We start from the raw sequence: 17,927 nt of genomic DNA, 5'->3' as shown, positions 1-17,927 counted from the left end.
GAGCCCATAGGGGCTTTCCCGTCTGTCTACCGGGCCAGTCTGTACCGTTCGAGTGCGCGAGATCCGCTGACGTCGGAGCGGTTCGGGTGAATCCGTAGCGATGCTCCTGATCGCTTGCGTGTCGCCAGCGGCATTGCGTTGAGCTCCGGGGGATTCCCAGGCATTCTGCCGGCGCGCGAGCGGCGCCAGCGCGGGAGCGCGCGGGCGGCGCCAGCGCCGCGCGGCCCCGGCCGGGCACGGGCGCTGCTAAGCTGGCCGCCGCCCGCAGCGCGCGGGCCTCCCGTACGAGCAAGAAGCAAGAAGGAAGCAAGAAGGAGAGGAGCGATGATCGTCGTCACCAACCGCATTCCCGTCGCCGAGGGCCACGAGGCCGATTTCGAGGATCGCTTCAAGAACAGGGTCCACCTGGTCGATCAGGCGCCCGGCTTCATCCGGAACGAGGTCCACAGGCCGAAGCCCATGAAGCTGGACCACGCGACCGGCGCGTGGAGCCCGGACCCGGACGCGCAGGGGTTCTACGAGGTGAAGACCTGGTGGCGGTCCATGGACGATTTCATCGCCTGGACGAGGAGCCCCGCGTTCGCGGAGGCGCACCGGAACCGCGCGCCGAAGGAGATGTTCGCGGGCCCGAGCAAGCTCGATATCCACGAGGTGTTCCTCAGCACGGATCTACCAGGGTAGCCTGTGGCCGCCGGTCCTCGCCGGCGGCGCCTGGAACGACACGCGAACGCCCAGAACCAAGGAGACGCAGCGCATGCGGTTTCGTCCGGATCCCACCTTTTACCCGTCGCCGCGCCTGGCGATGGAGGCGCCGCCCGAGCGGCTGGCCTACGTGACCGCGCTCGACGCGGGCGCCGCGCTGAAGCGCCCGGGCGAGCTGCGCCATGACGCGCTCACGGTCGTCGATCTCGATCCGCGGTCGCCGGCCTACGGCACCCTGGTCTCGGTCAACGAGCTGCCGACCTACGGCGACGAGCTGCACCATTCCGGCTGGAACGCGTGCAGCGCCGCCCTGTGCCCCTACGCGCCGCACCCCCACGTCGAGCGCCGCTTTCTCCTGCTCCCGGCGCTCCGCTCGTCGAACATCTTCGTCTTCGACGTCAAGCCGGACCCGCGCCGCCCCGAGCTCGTCCACACGGTGCGCGCCGAGGAGATCGCGAAGCGGGCCGGTTACTCTCGCCCGCACACGCTGCACTGCGGCCCCGACGGCATCTACGTGAGCGCGCTCGGCGGCCCGGACGGCGACGGGCCCGGGGGCATCTTCGTGCTCGACTGCGAGAGCTTCGATGTGCTCGGCCGATGGGAGATCGATCGCGGGCCGCAGTTCCTCCACTACGACTTCTGGTGGCACCTCGGCCACGACACCCTCCTCACGAGCGAGTGGGGGACGCCGAAGATGATCGAGGACGGCGTGGATCCGGAGCTCCTGCTCGGCAAGAAGTACGGTCACCGCGTTCATGTGTGGGACCTGCGGAAGCGCAAGCACCTCCAGGCGCTGGATCTCGGCGATGAGCACCAGATGGCGCTGGAGCTCCGCCCCGCCCACGACCCGACCAAGGCCTATGGCTTCGTCGGCGTCGTCGTGAGCGTCAAGGACCTCTCCGCCTCGATCTGGCTCTGGCATCGCGACGGCGACCGGTGGGCGATCCGCAAGGTGATCGAGGTGCCGGCCGAGCCCGCGGATCCCGACCTCTTGCCGCCGCTGCTCAAGGGCTTCAAGGCGGTGCCGCCGCTGATCACCGACATCAACCTCTCCCTCGACGACCGGTTCCTCTACGTGTCGTGCTGGGGCACGGGTGAGCTCCGCCAGTACGATGTCTCCGACCCGTTCCACCCGAAGCTGGCCGGCTCGGTGCACCTCGGCGGCATCACGCGACGGGCGGCGCACCCCCGCTCCGGGCCGCTGCGGGGCGCGCCGCAGATGGTCGAGGTGAGCCGCGACGGCCGGCGCGTCTACTTCACCAACTCGCTGTATGCATCGTGGGACGAGCAGTTCTATCCCGAGGGCGTGGGCGGCTGGATGGCCAAGGTCGATGTGGCGGCGGGCGGGGGCCTCGCGGTCGATCCCGAGTTCTTCGTCGATTTCGGCTCGCTGCGCCCTCACCAGGTGCGGCTCGAGGGGGGCGACGCGTCGTCCGACTCGTTCTGCTACCCCTAGCCGGCCATGACGCCCTGGCTCACGCTGGCGCTGCTCGGCGCCTATCACGGCATCAACCCGGGTATGGGCTGGCTGTTCGCTGTCGCCCTGGGCCTGCAGGAGAAGAGCAGCGGCGCGGTGCGGCGGGCGCTCGTCCCGATCGCGCTCGGCCACGCGGCGTCGATCGGCCTCACGGTCGCGCTGCTCGGGGTCGGGCTCGCGAGCGTCCCCGCCGCGGCGCTGCGGTGGCTCACGGCGGCCGCGCTCGTCGCGTTCGGCGTGCTCAAGCTGGTGAGGCCGCGCCACCCGAGGTGGGTCGGGATGCGCGTCGGCTTCCTCGACCTGACCTGGTGGTCCTTCCTGATGGCCACCGCGCACGGCGCGGGGCTCATGCTGCTCCCGGTCTTCCTGCTCGGCGAAGGCAGCCCCGCTCCGTGCCACGGCGGCGGGTGCCACAACGCGGCTGGCCTGTCGCTCGCGAGCCCGCTGGGCTACCTCGCCGCGGTCCTCGTCCACACGGCCGCCATGATGGCGGCGGCGGCCGCTGTCGCGCTCGTCGTCTATCACAAGCTCGGCGTCGCCATCCTTCGCACCGCCTGGTTCAACCTCGATCGGGCCTGGGCCGTCGCGCTCATCGGGGCCGGCGTCATCGCGGCGCTGCTCTGACGGTTAGGCCGTTGTGACGGGCGGCGGCCTGGCTGCCGAGCTCGCCCGCATCCACCTCGACACCCCGAGGGGCGACGGCGGCCCGCCTGCGCACCGCTGCGCCGCCGAGCGGCCTGCCGCTTGAACGCGAGCTGCCTCGTGTATTACGAGGCCGGCCGGGCGCGCTCATCGGGCAGCGGCCTTCCGCCGCGGCGCCCCTGTCCCGCGGGATCGCCACCATGTCAGAACATCCTCGAGCAGCGTGGGACACCGGCGTCGGGCCGTTGTGTCCCGCGGGCCCGGGGCAGGCGACGAGCGCGCGCCCCGAGCGCCCGCGCGGCGAGGTGGCGCTGGAGCGGCCGCGGCCCGCGCCAAGGCGGGCCCTGTACCTCCTCCCCAACCTGATCACGCTGTCCTCGGTCTTCTGCGGCTTCGACGCGATACGGCGCTCGGCCTCCGCGCGGTCCGACGACGACCTCCAGCGCGCCGCGCTCCTCATCCTCGTCGCGATGCTCGCCGACACGCTCGACGGCCGCGTCGCGCGGATGACCCGGACCGAGAGCGCGTTCGGGGTCCAGCTCGACTCGCTGGCCGATCTCGTCTCCTTCGGCGTGGCCCCGGCGCTGCTCGTGTATCAGGGGTCGCTCCACCGCCTCGGTCTCGCCGGCGTGCTCGGCGGGTCCGTGTTCGCCGCGTGCGGCGCGATCCGGCTCGCCCGCTTCAACGTCCTCTCCATGGGCGAGGCGGGCGGGCCGCCGTCGCCCGCGAGGTACATCGTGGGCCTCCCTGTCACGGGCGCCGCGGGGATCCTGATAGCGATCGTCATGACCCGCCACGGCGCGGGCGGGCAACTGGGCGGCGCCGGCGTCGCGCCGGCGGTCCTCGCGATGACGCTGCTCCTCTCGATGCTGATGGTGTCGACCCTCCGGTTCCGCTCATTCAAGGATCTCCGGCCGGGCCCCCGCACGCTGCTGGCCATCGCGCTCGCGCTCGGATCGAGCGCGCTCCTCTCCGTCCGCTGGGGGCTCGCGCTCGTCCTCGCCTGGGGGCTCGGCGTCTATGTCCTGCTCGGCGTCGTCGAGTCGCTCTGGCGGCTCCCGGCGCTGCGGCGCGGCGCTCCGGCTGCGCTCGAGGCGCGCGCCGGGGGAGGCGAGGAGCGGCCGTAGCCGGCTCGCCGATCACGGCCTCCCCGACTGCCAGTACCCGTTCCCCTGCTGCTTCCACCACTTCACCTCGGCGCTCGGGGCCCCCGGCCACGCGCGATAGGTGTAGATCCCGTCGTCCAGGAGGCAGATCGGGGCCTGGTGCTCGTGGCTCAAGCAGACCTTCCCGGGCCCTCTGTCGTACTCGAGGTAATAATCCACCTGTTCGGGGTCCTGTAGCCCATCATTCCAGACATTTTTCGTTCGTGCTTCCCATTTGCCCATCGACACATAGGTAAACGTTCGATGGGTGGTCCCGGTGACCCCTCCGTCCCTGGTGATCGGCCCGGAATACGCATAGATCATCATCTGCGCATAGGCGGCCGCCGACGTGAGCGACACGACGGCCAGGGTAGCGAGACCGCGGCGTAGCCTGCTCATGGATCACCCCTCCTGCCATTGAGAGAACGATGCTTGTCCCGGACGACCGGCTGTACGTCAGGCCTCTCTCCGGCCTTGACGCGCTCCACCATCTAGAGCCCTGGTGGTTCCCGTCAACCCTGGGTGCCGGCCTCTGGCGTGGCCCGCGCGCGGCCGCGAGCAGGCTCGTGCTGGTGGCGCACTTGGCACTTCAGCGCTCGGCCTCGACCTCGATGGGTTGTGTCCGGGCGGCGCCTCAGAACGCCGAGCCGTCCGCGCGACGGCTTGGAGAGGCGCTCGCGCCAAGGGTGCTGTGCAGGACGAAGGGCGCTCCCGGGGAGGCGTCGGGGCTGCGGTTCATCGAGACGCCGTCCTGCGACGCGAGCCCGCTCGCGTAGGTGACCTTGTCCACGGTCGCGCCCGAGGCGTTTCGCAGCGTGACCGTGTCCCCGCTGTTGCCGAGGTTCAACGACCCCGTGGACGCCGCGACGGCCCCGCTGCCGCTCGGCACGGCGGAGGCGCCGCCATACACCACGATGGCCGTCGAGGGCGCGAGCGACGCGCCTGTCGGGAAGGTGTGCCGCGTCGACGTGCCGTCAGAGAGCGTCCAGCCGGCGAGGGCCGCCGCTGCCGTGCCGACATTGACGATCTCCACGAGCTCGCCGGCCGTGTTGCTGCCCGCCTCGTTCGCGAGGACCTCGTTGATGATCACGACGGCGGTGCCCGTGCCCCCGCCGCTGCCGCCGGCCCCGCCGCTGCCGCCGGCCCCGCCGCTGCCGCCGGCCCCGCCGCTGCCGCCGGCCCCGCCGCCGCCGTCGGGGACCAGGAAGTCGCGCACGACGCCCATGTGCTGCATGTTCGAGGCGCCGCTGTCCGACGAGAGCGCGGGGCTGATCTCGGAGAGCGGCGAGTAGACGCGCGTGTCCGCCACCAGGCCGTTCGCGAAGCTGCTCCCGCCGATCACGACGGCCGTCTCGTACGCCTCCAGGTCGCCGTCGACGAGCACCCAGTCATAGGGCTTCGTCCTGCCGGCGTTGGTGTTCGCGTTCCCGTTCCGGTCGGCGGGATAGGGCCCGGCCGTGACGACGACGTCCGAGAGGCTCGAGACGCACGCCTCGGTCCGGCTCCCCGTGTTGAAGTCGCCGCCGATCACCAGGTAATCGCCCTGGGCCACGTTCGCCTCGATGAACGACACGAGGTTCTGCGCCTCCGTGTTGCGCGCCGCCGCGCTGGACGTCAGGAGGTGGACGCTGATCGCGAACACGTGGCCAGGGCCGGGGATATCGATGCGCGCCCACGCGAAGTCCCTGTTGCTCACCGACGTGTCGTCCCACTCGCCGGACGCCACGATCGGCCACCGGCTCACGATCCCGTTCGGGATCTGCGCCCCGCTCTCGCGGTAGTAGCTGAACCCGGCGCCGAACGTCGCGTCGACGAAGGCGCGGATCTCGGAGGTGGTGTTGCTGCCGTAGTTGAACTCTTGCAGCAGGGCGATATCTGGCTTGATTCCCTGCAGGATGCGCTTGCCGTGCCCGGGATCGTAGCTCTGGTAGTTGCCGCTCGTGATGTTGGCGGCCATGAGCCGGACGCGCGTCGACAGCGCGTCGCTGTGCTCGCCGAGGAGCTCCGCCTCCGCGCCCTCGTCCACGTCGAGCGGCGGATCGGCCGCGCACGCGGCCATGGCGAGCGCCGAGGCGAGCAGAGGCAGCCGAACCCATAAGGATCGCTTCAAGAGGGAAGACGTCGATCGCATAGCGCTGCACCGGACCTTTCTGGGGATCGTCTCCTGAAGCATCCCCTCGAATTTTTCGAGAGAATTCACAGGGAGGCGGGGAGACGGGGAGGACAATGAATTTCTTTTCTCCCCGTCTCCCCGCCTCCCTGTTGAATTTTTTTTCTCTGAAGATGCCAGCAAAACGAGGGGTTTGTCAGGAGCGTCTCATTACAGCATGGAAGGAGGGCGCGACGGTGTCGCATTCGTCCCTGTTCCATGCAGTGATGATGCCGTTCCGGTCACGGACGGACGACACCCGACGTCGGGCGCGCTGGTCGGCTCAGCGGCTCGCCATCGCGAACGCGATCCCGCTCTGGAGGGAGCTCTTCACAGCGCAGCGGCCCATGTCCGCGCCGCGCTCGGCGAGGCGCTGGGCGACCTCGGGGCGGATCCCCGTGAGGACCACCCGCGCGCCGAGGAGCCCCGCGACCCGCACCGCCTCGAGCAGCGCCTGCATCGCCGGCGGATCCATCTCGTCCACGCCGGTCAGGTCGATGATGGCGATCCGCGTGCGGCGGTCCGCGATGCCGCGCGACAGCGCCTCGATCATGCGGCGCACCCGCCCGGCCTCGAGCGGGCCGATGAGCGGCACGACCACCACGTCGTCGCAAATGGGGATGAGCGGCACGGACAGCTTCGCCAGCGCGGCGTCCTGGGCCTTGATCACCTCCTCCTGCAGCCGCGCGCGCTCCTCCTCGGCGCGCTTGCGCTCCGTCAGATCGATGCCGGTCATGATGACGAACCGGAGCCTCTCGTCCCTGCCACGCAGGACGGCGCCCGACCACGCCGTCACCCGGCGGGCGCCGTCTGCAGCCGTCCACGGCACCTCCACCTGCTTCTTCGACCCGCCCGCGCCGAGCTGCTCGAAGAGGCCTTTGAGCTGCGCCGACGCGCGCGGATCGGGCGTGAGATCCCAGAGGAACCGGGCCTCCCGGAGCCCCCGCGCGCTCCCCAGCGCCTGCTCGGCGGCGCTGTTCATGCGGACGATGCGGCCCCGCGCGTCGAGCACCACGATGAGGCCGTCGACGAGATCCATGACGGCCGCCATGAAGTCCCGCTCCCTGCTCAGCATCTCCTGCCCGTGCTTGCGCTCGAAGATGCGGCCGAGCTGCCGCGCGATGCGGCCGATGGTCGCCGTGAACTTCCCGTCGTCCGCGTGCTCGGCGTCGGAGAAGAACTCCAGCACGGCCACGACGTCCGCGCCGACCACCACGGGGAACGCGAACCCCGCCTTCACCCCCAGGTTCCTCGCGAGCCTGGCGCGCGGGAAATTGGCGTCCACCGTGACGTTGCGCACCCACGCCGGCTGCTTCGAGGCGAGCACCCTCCCGGGGAGACCGAGCCCCGCGGTGAACTGCGTCGCTTCCGTGACCGCCTTGAAGGTCGCGAACTTTGCTTCATCGTTCAGGTGCCAGAGCGCCGTGGGAAGGAGCAGAGACGGATCGTCCGCGGCCGGCACGTACGCATGCCCGACCGGCCAGCCGAGGTGATTGCAGATGTGCGTGATGGTGCGATGCAGCGCCTCTTCGACGCTCGCTGCCTCGTGGACGTCGACGGTGACCACCCGGAGCAGGTCCACGAGCGACCGCTCATCCGTCAGGACATTGTCGAGCCTCAATCGAGCTCGCGCCGCCAGTTCATCCGAGCGTTTGAGGGGGCAAGTCATGCATGACGCCGTACCATGCGCCATGTATCGAATCCGTTTCGACGCGGCGTCGTCGGCGGTCCCTTCGTTTCGCTCGTTCGCCATGGACCGGCGCGGCGCGCGCGGTCGCCGGCCAGCGCCGCGGCGCCGCGGTGACCTCGCCGGGCGGGCGGCGGGCGCGCCGGGGATCCCGGGAGATCACGGCGCTCGCCATCCGAGTCGTCCGAGTCGTCGGAGTCGTCGCTGGACGGTGGTGCGCTCTTCCCCTTAAGGTGTCGGCCGCCGCGGCGAGGCGGCGCGCGCGGGGCCGTGACGCAGGCGACGGCCGCGGCGCCCTGTCCGGCTTCTGCTCCAGTCTCTCACCGCTTCTGACCGCTTCTGACCGCTCTGACGGCTTCTGACGGCTTCTGACGGACAAGGATGATGATGCTCTCGAACTGTCTTCGCCGGTGTGCGTTCGCTGTGACGTTGCTGGCTGCCGTGCCGGCGCTCGGGGCGCCTCCGCCGGACGGCGCCGTCGCCGAGGCGCAGCAGGCCGCCCGGACCAAGGCGCACGAGGGGCTCAAGCTGTACGGCGCGGACCGCTGGCAGGAGGCGTTCGACGTCTTCCAGGAGGCGGATCGCCTCTTTCATGCGCCGACGCTGGTGCTCTACATGGCGCGGTGCCAGCGCAAGCTCGGCCGCCTGGAGGCCGCGCGCGACCTGTACGAGCAGGTCCTCGGCGAGCCGCTCCCGGAGGATCCGCCGACCGCGTTCCTCGAGGCGCGGAAGGACGCCGAGACCGAGCTCGCGGCCGTGCGCGCCGCGCTGGACGCGGCCGCGGTGAAGGCGCCCCCTCGCGCCGAGCCCGCGGCGCCGGCCGGGGTGGAGGGCGGCGGCTCGCTGGTCCCCGCCGGCGTCGCGTTCGGGCTCGGGGCGGTGGGCATCGGCGTCGGCGCCGTGACCGGCCTCATGTCGCTGTCGCAGGTCTCGGACATCAGGTCGCGCTGCGAGGGCCGGCGCTGCCCGGCCGAGCTGCAAGGCGACGCGGACGCAGCGGCCACGCTGGGCCATGTGTCCACCGTGAGCTTCGTCGTGGGCGCGGCGGCGGCCGCGGCGGGCGTCGTGCTGCTCGTTGTCCGGCCCGGCGGCGGCAGCGCGTCCGAGGCCGCTGGCGCGCCTGCGGCTGCGGGCGCGCCGCCGCGAGCGCCGCGCGGCGTGGTCTGGAGCGCCGGGGTGGGCCTCGGGCGGATCGAGCTCCAGGGGAAGTTCTGATGCGAGCGCCGGCGCCACGCGCGCCGCCCCGCGGCGCCTGTCATCGCGACGTCAGTCGCACGTCGCGGTCTGGCAGGCCTCCATCTCCGCGGCGCACGCCTCGCCCACGCACGTGTTGCAGGCCTCCGCGTCCTCGCCGCTGCACGCCTCGATGCAGGCGCCGTTCCCTGCCGTCATCTGGCAGCCGAGCGCCGCCGAGAGCTGGGGCCCGACGCTCTCGCAGCTGTTCACCACGCAGCCGAAGACCTCGGCTTCCCCGTTGCCGTTGTTGATGCATTCGAACGTCTCGGCGCACGTGGCCGTCCCGTCGCCGTACCACGTCGCCGCGTTCAGACCTTCCTCGGTGGCGCAGTTCTCGTAGGCCGGCGAGCGCGGGAAGTACGGTCCGATCAGCATGCACATCTCGTCGCGGCTGGTCAGGCCCTGCGCGATGGTGCGATCCTCGACGTTGTTGTACGCGCAGCGGTAGTCCAGGGACTCTCCCGCCTTGAGCTCGAGGAACGGCGTGAACTCCTGGGACGGGACCCCCTCCCACCGGTCGTGGGCATAGAGCTCCGTCATCTCGCCGTCGAGACCGACCTTGTGTGCGACGTAGCCGACGCCGCGGCGGTGCATGTGCGACTGGATCCTCACGACCGAGATGTCGTTCTCGGTGACACAGCGCATGCGCGCCGTGGACTTGCCGCGCGCCGGCACGTTGATGAAGGGGTTGTAATGGAAGAGCATGCCCGCCTCGACCTTCACCTCGTCGTCCGCGATCGTGTAGAGGTTGATGCGCGCGTCGGTCTCGATGGCCTCGGGCGACGCGTTCACGTAATGGGTGTTCATGAGGAGCACCGTGCCCGGCGCGACCTTGAGCGCCACGCCCTCCGGGAGCCCGTCGAGGAAGGAGTTGCCGTCGGGCGACTGGGAGCCGGCGACCACGCCGGTGACGTCCCAGTCGGCCTGGGGGCCGTCGTTGCAGTCGTGGACCTGGGCCGCGTCCAGGGCGACGCCCCGGCGCGTCTCGGTCGGGATCGACGTGTACGGCGTTGCGTAGAGGAGCACATGGTGGCTCCCGCCGGAGTACCGCACCAGCTCCCGGTTGACGTTGAGCCCCTCCGGCGGCGCGACGAAGAGCTGGCAGCGCTCGATCTCCTGCCCCGGCTCGAGCGTGGAGACCATCCGATACTGCACTCCGGTGCCCTCGGCCGGCGGCGCCAGCAGCTCGTCCTCGGAGGGTTGAGGGCCGGAGTCCGAGGAAGAACAGCCGAAGAGCGCGGCTGCGCCGAGGAGAGCAATGAGTGAGGTCGTTGTTCGCATGCGTTGATCCCTGCCGTGTGTTGGTATCGCATCTCGCGCGCGCCGGTCGTGTCGCGCGCACATGGCTCCCGGGGGCACGCGGAGGGGTGCGCACCCGGGGAAATCGATCGAAGTCGGCCGGTCCGCGCCGGCATGTCCGCGGCCGACCTCATCCCATCGAGGGCGGAGGCGGACGGACGATGAAGTCATCTCCAGGATCGAGGGCGGCCGCGCCAGCTCGGCCGGTCCCGCGAGCCCCATCTCGGGGGCGGCCGAGCAGCGTGTCCATGGCGAGACGCGCCTCGAGGCGAGCCAGCGTCGCCCCGATGCAATAGTGATCGCCGCCGCCAAAAGCAATGTCCTCGTCGGCGCCTCGCTGCAGATCAAACGCGGACGCGCCGGGGACGATGATCGTACCGCTCACCATGTCGACACGTACGCTCGGCGCCGCGCCGAACTCCCCACTGTCGTCGCTGCCGCCCGCCGCGGCGAGGGGTGCATGTGGCGACTTGGCGGTTCCCTCATGCCGGCGGGATGGGGGAATCCCCCTGCCACCCACACGTGACTCTGTCGCGAGAGCGAGGACAGGCTGTGCTCGTGCAGCCGCTCGCGGCGCGCGGTTCAAGGCGCGCTGCGGGTCGTTCGCCGTGAGCGCCCACGCTGAACGATCGGTCGTCAGGCGGCCATCGCGCAGCAAGGATACGACGTCCTCTGCGCCGCAGGACGAGCCACGCGCCCCGCCCTCGTCCGCGTGCCATGGCATATCGAAGGCCTCGGCCGACAGTGCGTACATCCTTTCGCTTCGCTGTGAGTTGTGACCAGGGCGCTCGACCGCGGTTGATTCCGGCGTCGAGCATCGCTGGATGCCATGCGGACGAGCGCCTGTCGAGCCTCGATCCCGGCGCCGATGGCTCACCCGGAGCGGCATTGGCGGGCTGTTTTGCAGCTGTTTTCGCGCTGGTGCCGGTCAGATCATGTGTTGAGTGAAGAACTGTAAAGACGTTTTCATAAGCGTGATGTCGCGAGCGTGGCGCAAGGCAGCGAGGTGGTGGCGCGCGCCGGCGCACCCGCTCTTCCGGCGGGGCGAGGGCGATCCGGGCGCCCACCGCCGCTCGGTCGGCTGCGCCGCTCGGGTCGCCGCGAGCGCACCTCGGCCGCGCTCTCTGGTAGCGTGGGCCCGTGCAGCCTCGCGCCACCGCCTGCCGCGTCCTTCCTGCGATCGTCCTCGGGGCCGCTGTCGCCCTCCTCGCCCCGGCCTCGGCGCAGGCCGCGGATCCGGCGCCCGCCGTCGCGATCGACCTCGGGGGGGTGCAGCTCGATCTCGTGCTGGTGAAGGCGGGGCGCTTCCGCCAGGGCTCGCCGCCCGCGGAGGCCGGGCGCGGCGACGACGAGGCGGTCCGGGACGTGACCCTCGGCCGCGACTTCTACCTGGGGAAGTTTCCGGTCACGGTCGGGCAGTTCGCGCGCTTCGCCGCGGAGACCGGCTACCGCACGGAGGCCGAGGTCGGCGCCTCCGGCGGGTTCGGGTTCGACGGCAAGGGCCTCTCGCAGCGCAAGGAGTTCACCTGGAGGACTCCCGGCTTCCCGCAGACCGACGTGCACCCGGTGACGCTGGTGACCTTCAAGGACGCGGGCGAGTTCACCCGCTGGCTGACGCAGAAGACCGGCCGCGCCTTCGACCTGCCGACCGAGGCGCAATGGGAGTACGCCGACCGCGCGGGGACCCGGACGCGGTTCTACGCGGGTGACGCCGACAGCGCCGCGGCCGGCATCGGGTGGTTCAAGGGCAACGCGGGGAGCGGGACGAGGCCTGTCGGGCAGAAGCAGCCGAACGCCTTCGGCCTGCACGACATGAGCGGCAATGTCTACGAGTGGTGTCGCGACTGGTACGGCCCCTATGCGCCCGGCCCGGCGGTCGACCCCGAGCAGACGGCGCCCCCGGCCGGCGACAAGCCCCGCCGCGTGCTGCGCGGCGGGTCGTGGCTCAAGGACGCGAAGCACCTGCGCGCCGCGGCGCGGTACCGCAACGATCCCGGCAGCCGCAACGCGGACAACGGCTTCCGCGTGGTCGCCGCGCTCTCGGCGAGCGCCCCCGCCGCGGCGCCTGCGCCGACCCCGCCGCCGGCGGCGACCGCGCAGGCGCCTCGCTCGAGCTCCTGGTCGACCGCGGCGATGGTGGGGTTCGTCGGCGGCGGCGTCGTCCTGGCCAGCGCCGTCATCGGCCTCATCGGCCTGCTCGTGCACCGCGCTGTCGGCCGCAGGCCCCTGCGCGGGGCGCCGCCCGGCGTGACGTTCCGGCCGCAGGGCGACGGCTTCTGGCTGCACGCGCCCCCGCACCTGCACGGGTCGATGCTCCACTACCGCTGCCTCGTGAAGGGCGCGATCCGGCGCGCGTCGGTCCCGATCGAGCCGGGCCCGCGCGGGCAGTTCGTCTACACGGGCGGCGTCCCGTCCGCCGTGGAGGTGGAGCAGATCGGCGCGGCCGCGTGGGCCGCTCCGCGCGCGGCCGGGTGGGCCGCTCCGCGCGCGGCCGGGTGGGCCGCGGCGCCGTCCGCCGCGCCGCGCGCGGCCGGCGGGGGGTACCGGTCGAGGGACCGGATCTCGAGCGCGCCGGACGTAGCCACCGCCGCGCCGTTCCGCGGCTATCCGTCGGCCTACTGAGCCGCGCCGCTCGCTCTCGCATGTCTCGCATGTTCCGCAGCTCCCGCATGCGCCGCCCGCTCTGCGCCGTCTTTGCCGAAGCGCCCGCGCACCGCGCCCGCGCCGGCCGCACGCTGCGCGCGCTCCGGCTCGCCGGGCTCGCGCCGGTCGACCTCACGGCGGCGCCGCTCGCTGCCGCGGCGGAGGCGCTCGCGGCGGGGCCTGTGTGGCTCGTGCGCGGGGGCGCGTGGCCCGCGCCCTCCGCGGCGCTCGAGCCGGACCCGTTCCCGCCGCCGAGCGACACCGGGCTGCCGCTCTGCGCGCTCGGCGCCGTCCTTGCGCCGATCGACCTCGCCGCGCCCTCTGTGGCCGAGCCGGACGCCGCGGCGTGGGCCGAGCTGCTGCGCGCCACGGGCGGCGAGCTGAGCCGCGCCGCGCGCGCCCGCCGCGCTCCGGGGCTGCCCCGCGCGGCGAGCGTGTACCTCGACGGGGCGCTCGCCGCGGGCGTCGCGGCGCGGCTCGGCGCGGGCGAGCCGCTCGACGCCGCGCTCCAGGGCGAGCTCGGGGCGCGGCGGGCGCGCGTGGTGCGGCACGCGCCGCTCGACGTGTGCGACGACGCGGCGCCGCGGGTCGCGCAGGTGGTGACCAGCCTGCAGCAGGGGGGCGCCGAGCGGATCGCGATCGACCTCGCGAGGGAGCTGCCGCGGCGCGGCGTGCGCTCGCTCGTCTGCGCGGTGTACCGGCCGACCCGCGCCACGTTCGCCGCGCCGCCGGGGGCGCTCGATCTGTCCGATGCGCGCGGCGATCGGGAGGCGCGCTTCGACGCGCTCGCCCGCGGGCTCGCCGCGTGGGGCGCGGATCTCGCGCACGCGCATCTGTTCGACGCCGAGGATCTCGCGCGGCTGTCCGCGCGCGGGTACCGCCCGCTCGTCACAGTGCACAACGTGGCTGCAGGCTGGCCGGCGGGGCTCGATCGCCTCGCGCCGGACGACGCGGCGCTGCTCGTTGCGTGCGCGCGCGCGGTCGAGGCGGAGCTCGCGGAGCGCGCGCTGCCGATCCCGGCGCGCACGGTCTGGAACGGCATCGACCTGGCACCTGCGGAGGCGGCGCGCCGGGCCGAGGCGGCGGAGGCGCATCGGTCCGGCGGGGCGGAGGCGGTGCGCCGAGCCGGGGGGGCGGAGGCGGTGTGTCGGTCCGGCGGGGCAGAGGCGGTGCGCCGAGCCCGGTCGGCGGAGGCCGCGGCGTGGCGGAGGCGCCTCGAGATCGGGCCGGACGACCTCGTCCTGCTCGCCGTGGCGAACCCGCGGCCGCAGAAGCGGCTGCACCTGCTGCCTGGAATCCTCGCGGCCACGCGGGCCGCGCTGGCGGTGGCCGGCGATCCGCGGGCGGCTCGGCTCGTCATCGCCGGGAGCGCATCGCCGGGCAGCGAGCAGGCGCTGGCCGCGGAGGCGGAGATCCGCCGCGAGGTCGACCGGCTCGGCCTGCGCGCCGAGGTGCGCTTCGCGGGCGCGGTCGGCGACGTCGCCGGGCTACTCGCGGCGGCCGACGTCCTCGTGTCGCCGAGCGCCCACGAGGGGCTGAGCCTCGCGCACCTGGAGGCGCTTGCGGCGGGCCTCCCGGTCGTCGCGACCGGTGCCGGCGGCACCGCGGAGATCGCGGCCGAGACGCCGGCGATGGTCCACCTGCCGCTCGACGCCGCGCCCGAGCGGTTCGCCGGGGCGATCGTGGCGGCGGCGCGCGCCGGCGCCGCGGGCGGCGCGCGCGGCACGCGCGGCACGCGCGACGCGTCGACGAGCGGCCAGGAGGTCGTGGCGGAGGCGCGTGCCGACGCAGGGCCGCCGAGCGGCCGGGAGGTCGTGGCGGAGGCGCACGCCGGCGTGGGGTCGCCGAGCGGCCGGGAGGTCGTGGCGCGGCACTTCAGCCTCGCGCGGATGGCCGAGGGGTATGCGCGGCTCTATCCGCGGGCGATCGCGCGGAACCGCGGCCTGCGCCGGCGAGACGGGCTGCTCCTCGTCACGAACAACTTCTCGATGGGCGGGGCCCAGTCGAGCGCGCGCCGGCTGCTGCTCGGCCTCGCGGCGGCGGGCGTGCGCGGCCGGGCGGCCGTGATCGAGGAGCAGCCGGAGTACCCGACGCCGGGGCGGCGCGCGCTCGTGGCCGCGGGCATTCCGGTGCTGGCGGTGCCGCCGCCGGCCGACATTGAGCCGGCCGAGGCGGTGGAGCGCCTGCTGCGCGCGATCGAGGAGGACCCGCCCGAGGCCGTGCTGATGTGGAACCTGATCGCCGAGCACAAGGTGCTCCTGGCCGACGGGCTGCTCGACGTCCCGCTCTTCGACATCAGCCCGGGCGAGATGTACTTCGCCTCGCTGCGCCGCTATTTCGCGTCGCCGCGCCGGGGGCTGCCGTACCGCGCGCCGCGCGACTATGGCGCTCGCCTCGCGGGGGTGATCGTCAAGTACGGGGCCGAGGCGGCGCTCGCCGCCGAGGTGCTCGGGGCGCCGGCGCACGTGGTGCCGAACGGCGTGGCGCTCGGCCCGCGCCCGATTGCGGCGCCGCGCTCGACGCAGCCCGAGCCGCGCGCGTCCGGCGGCGGGCGCGCGTTGCTCGCGATCGGGACGGCGGCGCGCATCCACCCGCACAAGAAGCTCGACGAGCTCCTCGCCGCGCTGCGCCTCGCCGCGCCGCGCCTGCCGCCGCACGTGCTGCGCATCGCGGGCGGCGTGGAGCGCGGCGCCGAGGCGCACGCCGAGGAGCTGCGGCGGATGGCGGCGGGGCTGTCGGTCGAGTGGGTCGGCGAGCTCGCCGACACGCGCGCGTTCCTGCGAGAGCTCGACGTGTTCGCGCTGATCGCCGAGCCCGCCGGGTGCCCGAACGCGTCCCTGGAGGCGATGGCCGAGGGGCTGCCGGTGGTAGCCACGGCGGTCGGCGGCATGTCCGAGCAGGTGGACGACGGCGTGACAGGCCGGCTGGTGCCGCCGGGCGACGCGGAGGCGCTCGCCGCGGCGCTCGTGGAGCTTGGCGCGGATCCGGCGCGACGGGCGCGCATGGGGGCGGCGGGGTGGGAACGCGCGCGGGAGCGGTTCTCGCTGGAGAGGATGGTCACCGACTACGTGGGCGTGTGCTTGGGCGGGCGGAAGGTGCGGGGGAGGTGAGGTGAGGCGCTAGCCCCGTGGAACGTTCTTCGTGTCGATGCTCTGGGCAGGCTGGCACGCGCTATGATTCCTCACGAACGAGGGCGAACGGCAGATATTTACGACGATGATCCTCGGCGCTTTCCTGTTCGGCCTGGCGTGCGGCGAGATCGTGCGCTCGTTTGTCACGTGCCGATCGGTGAGAGCATCGCCGCCGCCCTCATGTCTCTGGATGCGCTCCGGAACAGGGCGGCGTTAGCTGTTCTCGGCGCCTTTACGCGGACTCAACAGCATGACCCGCATGTCGCGCGCGAGCTGCATAGTATAAGTCGCGTTCTCGCGCACGAAGTCGTCGAGCCCGCGAACCGGCGCCGTCAAGGGTCGCAGCCGCAACTTCCCTTTCACGACGGCGAGGCGCCGGACGCTTGTGGGAGGCGCGCCCACGAACTCGAGCAGGGACTCCGCGAGATGATGCCGGGCAAGGTCTACCTGATATTCCATCTCCCGCGGAGCGAAGACGTTGATGATCCCCGGCTCACGAAACGCCTCAGCAGGGGCGACGGTCATCGGCGCGCCGCTCCATTCGAGAATGCCATGGACGCTCGCGACATACGACCCATCAACGACGAAGAGCTCGAGGAAAGGCGGGTCCGCGCCATTCTCACGCAACACCGGATGGATCGCCGGGATGATGTTCAGCGGATTGAAGATGTAGAGCGAGATCGTCGCGTTGTGGCGCTTCGACGCAACAGCGCCAAGGTACTGCAGCAACGGCTCGGTCCAGGCAGAGCGCCTCCCGAGAAAGCACCTCAGGGAATCGATGGCGTGCTCCCACGACCGAGCATGCCGCGGGCTCCCGGAGAACTGGAACGAGAACCGGTTGTCTCCGTCGATGTCCATGATGCGGCGATGGATGTCGACATCGGTGAAGACGACGTCGTTCGCGACCCGTCTTCCGACGCGGATCGTCCTGCTTACCTGCCACTCGTTCAGTATCTCGATGGACTTGCTCGGGGTGCCCCGCTCCCAGTCGGCATACTTCCCGCGCAGGTGCCTGCGGATCTCTTCGGCGAGCGCGTCGGCCAGCCGCCACGGACCATCGGCGTACGCGTCGGGAGCGTGGATGGGATGATCAGGATCGAGGCTCTCGAGGACCTGCTCCTCCATCTCGTCCGAGAGCGCCGTCATCACCAGGTAGAGCCCGAAGGGGAAGATGCCGTGCCGTCGCTGATTGTGATCGACGACGAGCGCCACAAACTCCACAAATTCGTATGTCTCGAGCTTCGGCAGCAGGGCTGAGATGAACTCCGTCCGGTGGCGCTCGCTCTCGAAGAGGAAGAGCTCGTGCTCACTATCGAACTCAAGCTCGGCCGGCTCCTCCGACAAGGGCGGGACTTGCTTCGCCTTCAGCACCTGGCCATCGGGGCTCACGTCGATCTCGAACCCACAGATTTCGTAATCTCCGATCCGAGCAAGCTCGGAGAAAGGGACGAGCAGTTCGTGCCAGACCGTCGAGACCAGAAAGCAGCGGATGCGGTGCTGTGGAACCCCGAGGCTGACACGGAGCAGGTAAGTGTACTTGATGAGTTCGTGAACCGCCTGCCGTGCGGACTGGTCGCTGCGCTTGACCTCGATCACGACGAGGTTGTTCGATGAATCGCGCGCGAGGATATCGAGGCGCCCGCCAGCGCCATGGGGGCTGGAGAGCTGCACTTCCCTATCGCGCTCGCTCACCGTCAGCCCAGGCTCGAGCAGATCGAGCCTGGTTGCCAAGCTGTCGCGGATGTGCTCTTCTCGCATCGTGCTCCTGGATGACACTCAGGTCATGCGCGTGGAGGGGTAGCCTACTCTCCAGCGG

Annotated in this window: 13 protein-coding genes; 7 read left to right on the top strand and 6 right to left on the bottom strand. The window is 72.0% G+C overall.

Annotated elements, in window-relative coordinates; all coding sequences use genetic code 11:
* Positions 1-324 precede the first annotated feature (324 nt).
* From WMF22_RS36365 to pssA, 4 genes are all read left to right on the top strand, one after another.
* Positions 325-681: an antibiotic biosynthesis monooxygenase family protein gene (locus WMF22_RS36365; RefSeq protein ID WP_437710456.1), complete on the top strand. Its 357-nt coding sequence runs from the start codon at positions 325-327 to the stop codon at positions 679-681.
* 73 nt (positions 682-754) lie between these two features.
* Positions 755-2,158: a selenium-binding protein SBP56-related protein gene (locus tag WMF22_RS36360; RefSeq protein ID WP_438032723.1), complete on the top strand. Its 1,404-nt coding sequence runs from the start codon at positions 755-757 to the stop codon at positions 2,156-2,158.
* Positions 2,159-2,164: 6 nt separating this feature from the next.
* Positions 2,165-2,803, top strand: coding sequence for a hypothetical protein (locus WMF22_RS36355; protein WP_438032722.1), 639 nt, complete (start codon positions 2,165-2,167; stop codon positions 2,801-2,803).
* 218 nt (positions 2,804-3,021) lie between these two features.
* Positions 3,022-3,948, top strand: a complete 927-nt coding sequence (gene pssA / locus WMF22_RS36350) for a CDP-diacylglycerol--serine O-phosphatidyltransferase (RefSeq protein WP_438032721.1) — start codon at positions 3,022-3,024, stop codon at positions 3,946-3,948.
* A 12-nt stretch (positions 3,949-3,960) separates the two neighbouring features.
* On the opposite strand, the gene WMF22_RS36345 is transcribed toward pssA, so the two are convergent.
* The 3 genes from WMF22_RS36345 to WMF22_RS36335 form a co-directional block, all read right to left on the bottom strand.
* On the bottom strand, positions 3,961-4,365 hold the full coding sequence (locus WMF22_RS36345; RefSeq protein WP_437294539.1) for a hypothetical protein: 405 nt from the start codon (positions 4,363-4,365) through the stop codon (positions 3,961-3,963).
* A gap of 235 nt (positions 4,366-4,600) precedes the next feature.
* Positions 4,601-6,097: a lamin tail domain-containing protein gene (locus WMF22_RS36340; protein WP_438037314.1), complete on the bottom strand. Its 1,497-nt coding sequence runs from the start codon at positions 6,095-6,097 to the stop codon at positions 4,601-4,603.
* 301 nt (positions 6,098-6,398) lie between these two features.
* Entirely contained in the window at positions 6,399-7,736 is a 1,338-nt protein-coding gene (locus tag WMF22_RS36335; RefSeq protein ID WP_437294537.1) for an STAS domain-containing protein, read from the bottom strand.
* Between the two features lie 489 nt (positions 7,737-8,225).
* Between WMF22_RS36335 and WMF22_RS36330 the strand changes: the two genes are divergently transcribed.
* The gene (locus WMF22_RS36330) at positions 8,226-9,017 is read left to right on the top strand and encodes a tetratricopeptide repeat protein (RefSeq protein WP_437294536.1); all 792 of its coding nucleotides are present in this window, start codon (positions 8,226-8,228) and stop codon (positions 9,015-9,017) included.
* A 51-nt stretch (positions 9,018-9,068) separates the two neighbouring features.
* Here the strand turns inward: WMF22_RS36330 and WMF22_RS36325 are convergent, their stop codons facing one another.
* Both WMF22_RS36325 and WMF22_RS36320 read right to left on the bottom strand, forming a co-directional pair.
* Positions 9,069-10,319, bottom strand: coding sequence for a hypothetical protein (locus WMF22_RS36325; RefSeq protein WP_437294535.1), 1,251 nt, complete (start codon positions 10,317-10,319; stop codon positions 9,069-9,071).
* Positions 10,320-10,467: 148 nt separating this feature from the next.
* Positions 10,468-10,725, bottom strand: coding sequence for a hypothetical protein (locus tag WMF22_RS36320; RefSeq protein WP_437294534.1), 258 nt, complete (start codon positions 10,723-10,725; stop codon positions 10,468-10,470).
* 752 nt (positions 10,726-11,477) lie between these two features.
* On the opposite strand from WMF22_RS36320, the gene WMF22_RS36315 reads away from it, so the two are divergent.
* Both WMF22_RS36315 and WMF22_RS36310 read left to right on the top strand, forming a co-directional pair.
* Entirely contained in the window at positions 11,478-12,959 is a 1,482-nt protein-coding gene (locus WMF22_RS36315) for a formylglycine-generating enzyme family protein (RefSeq protein WP_438032720.1), read from the top strand.
* 29 nt (positions 12,960-12,988) lie between these two features.
* Positions 12,989-16,090: a glycosyltransferase gene (locus tag WMF22_RS36310; RefSeq protein ID WP_438032719.1), complete on the top strand. Its 3,102-nt coding sequence runs from the start codon at positions 12,989-12,991 to the stop codon at positions 16,088-16,090.
* A gap of 234 nt (positions 16,091-16,324) precedes the next feature.
* Here the strand turns inward: WMF22_RS36310 and WMF22_RS36305 are convergent, their stop codons facing one another.
* Positions 16,325-17,869, bottom strand: a complete 1,545-nt coding sequence (locus WMF22_RS36305) for an endonuclease NucS domain-containing protein (RefSeq protein ID WP_438032718.1) — start codon at positions 17,867-17,869, stop codon at positions 16,325-16,327.
* Between the last annotated feature and the right edge of the window lie 58 nt (positions 17,870-17,927).

It is taken from the genome of Sorangium sp. So ce204 (assembly GCF_051526795.1).
Lineage (GTDB): Bacteria > Myxococcota_A > Polyangia > Polyangiales > Polyangiaceae > Sorangium > Sorangium cellulosum_B.
Note: the sequence above shows the minus strand (reverse complement) of the source record. Positions and strands in the feature narration are given on the sequence as shown.

Bases quoted from the DNA above. Each gene is read 5' to 3' on its own strand.
- WMF22_RS36365 (WP_437710456.1), top strand. From the start codon at position 325: ATGATCGTCGTCACCAACCGCATTCCCGTCGCCGAGGGCCACGAGGCC.
- WMF22_RS36360 (WP_438032723.1), top strand. From the start codon at position 755: ATGCGGTTTCGTCCGGATCCCACCTTTTACCCGTCGCCGCGCCTGGCG.
- WMF22_RS36355 (WP_438032722.1), top strand. From the start codon at position 2,165: ATGACGCCCTGGCTCACGCTGGCGCTGCTCGGCGCCTATCACGGCATC.
- pssA (WP_438032721.1), top strand. From the start codon at position 3,022: ATGTCAGAACATCCTCGAGCAGCGTGGGACACCGGCGTCGGGCCGTTG.
- WMF22_RS36345 (WP_437294539.1), bottom strand. From the start codon at position 4,365: ATGAGCAGGCTACGCCGCGGTCTCGCTACCCTGGCCGTCGTGTCGCTC.
- WMF22_RS36340 (WP_438037314.1), bottom strand. From the start codon at position 6,097: ATGCGATCGACGTCTTCCCTCTTGAAGCGATCCTTATGGGTTCGGCTG.
- WMF22_RS36325 (WP_437294535.1), bottom strand. From the start codon at position 10,319: ATGCGAACAACGACCTCACTCATTGCTCTCCTCGGCGCAGCCGCGCTC.
- WMF22_RS36320 (WP_437294534.1), bottom strand. From the start codon at position 10,725: ATGGTGAGCGGTACGATCATCGTCCCCGGCGCGTCCGCGTTTGATCTG.
- WMF22_RS36310 (WP_438032719.1), top strand. From the start codon at position 12,989: ATGTTCCGCAGCTCCCGCATGCGCCGCCCGCTCTGCGCCGTCTTTGCC.
- WMF22_RS36305 (WP_438032718.1), bottom strand. From the start codon at position 17,869: ATGCGAGAAGAGCACATCCGCGACAGCTTGGCAACCAGGCTCGATCTG.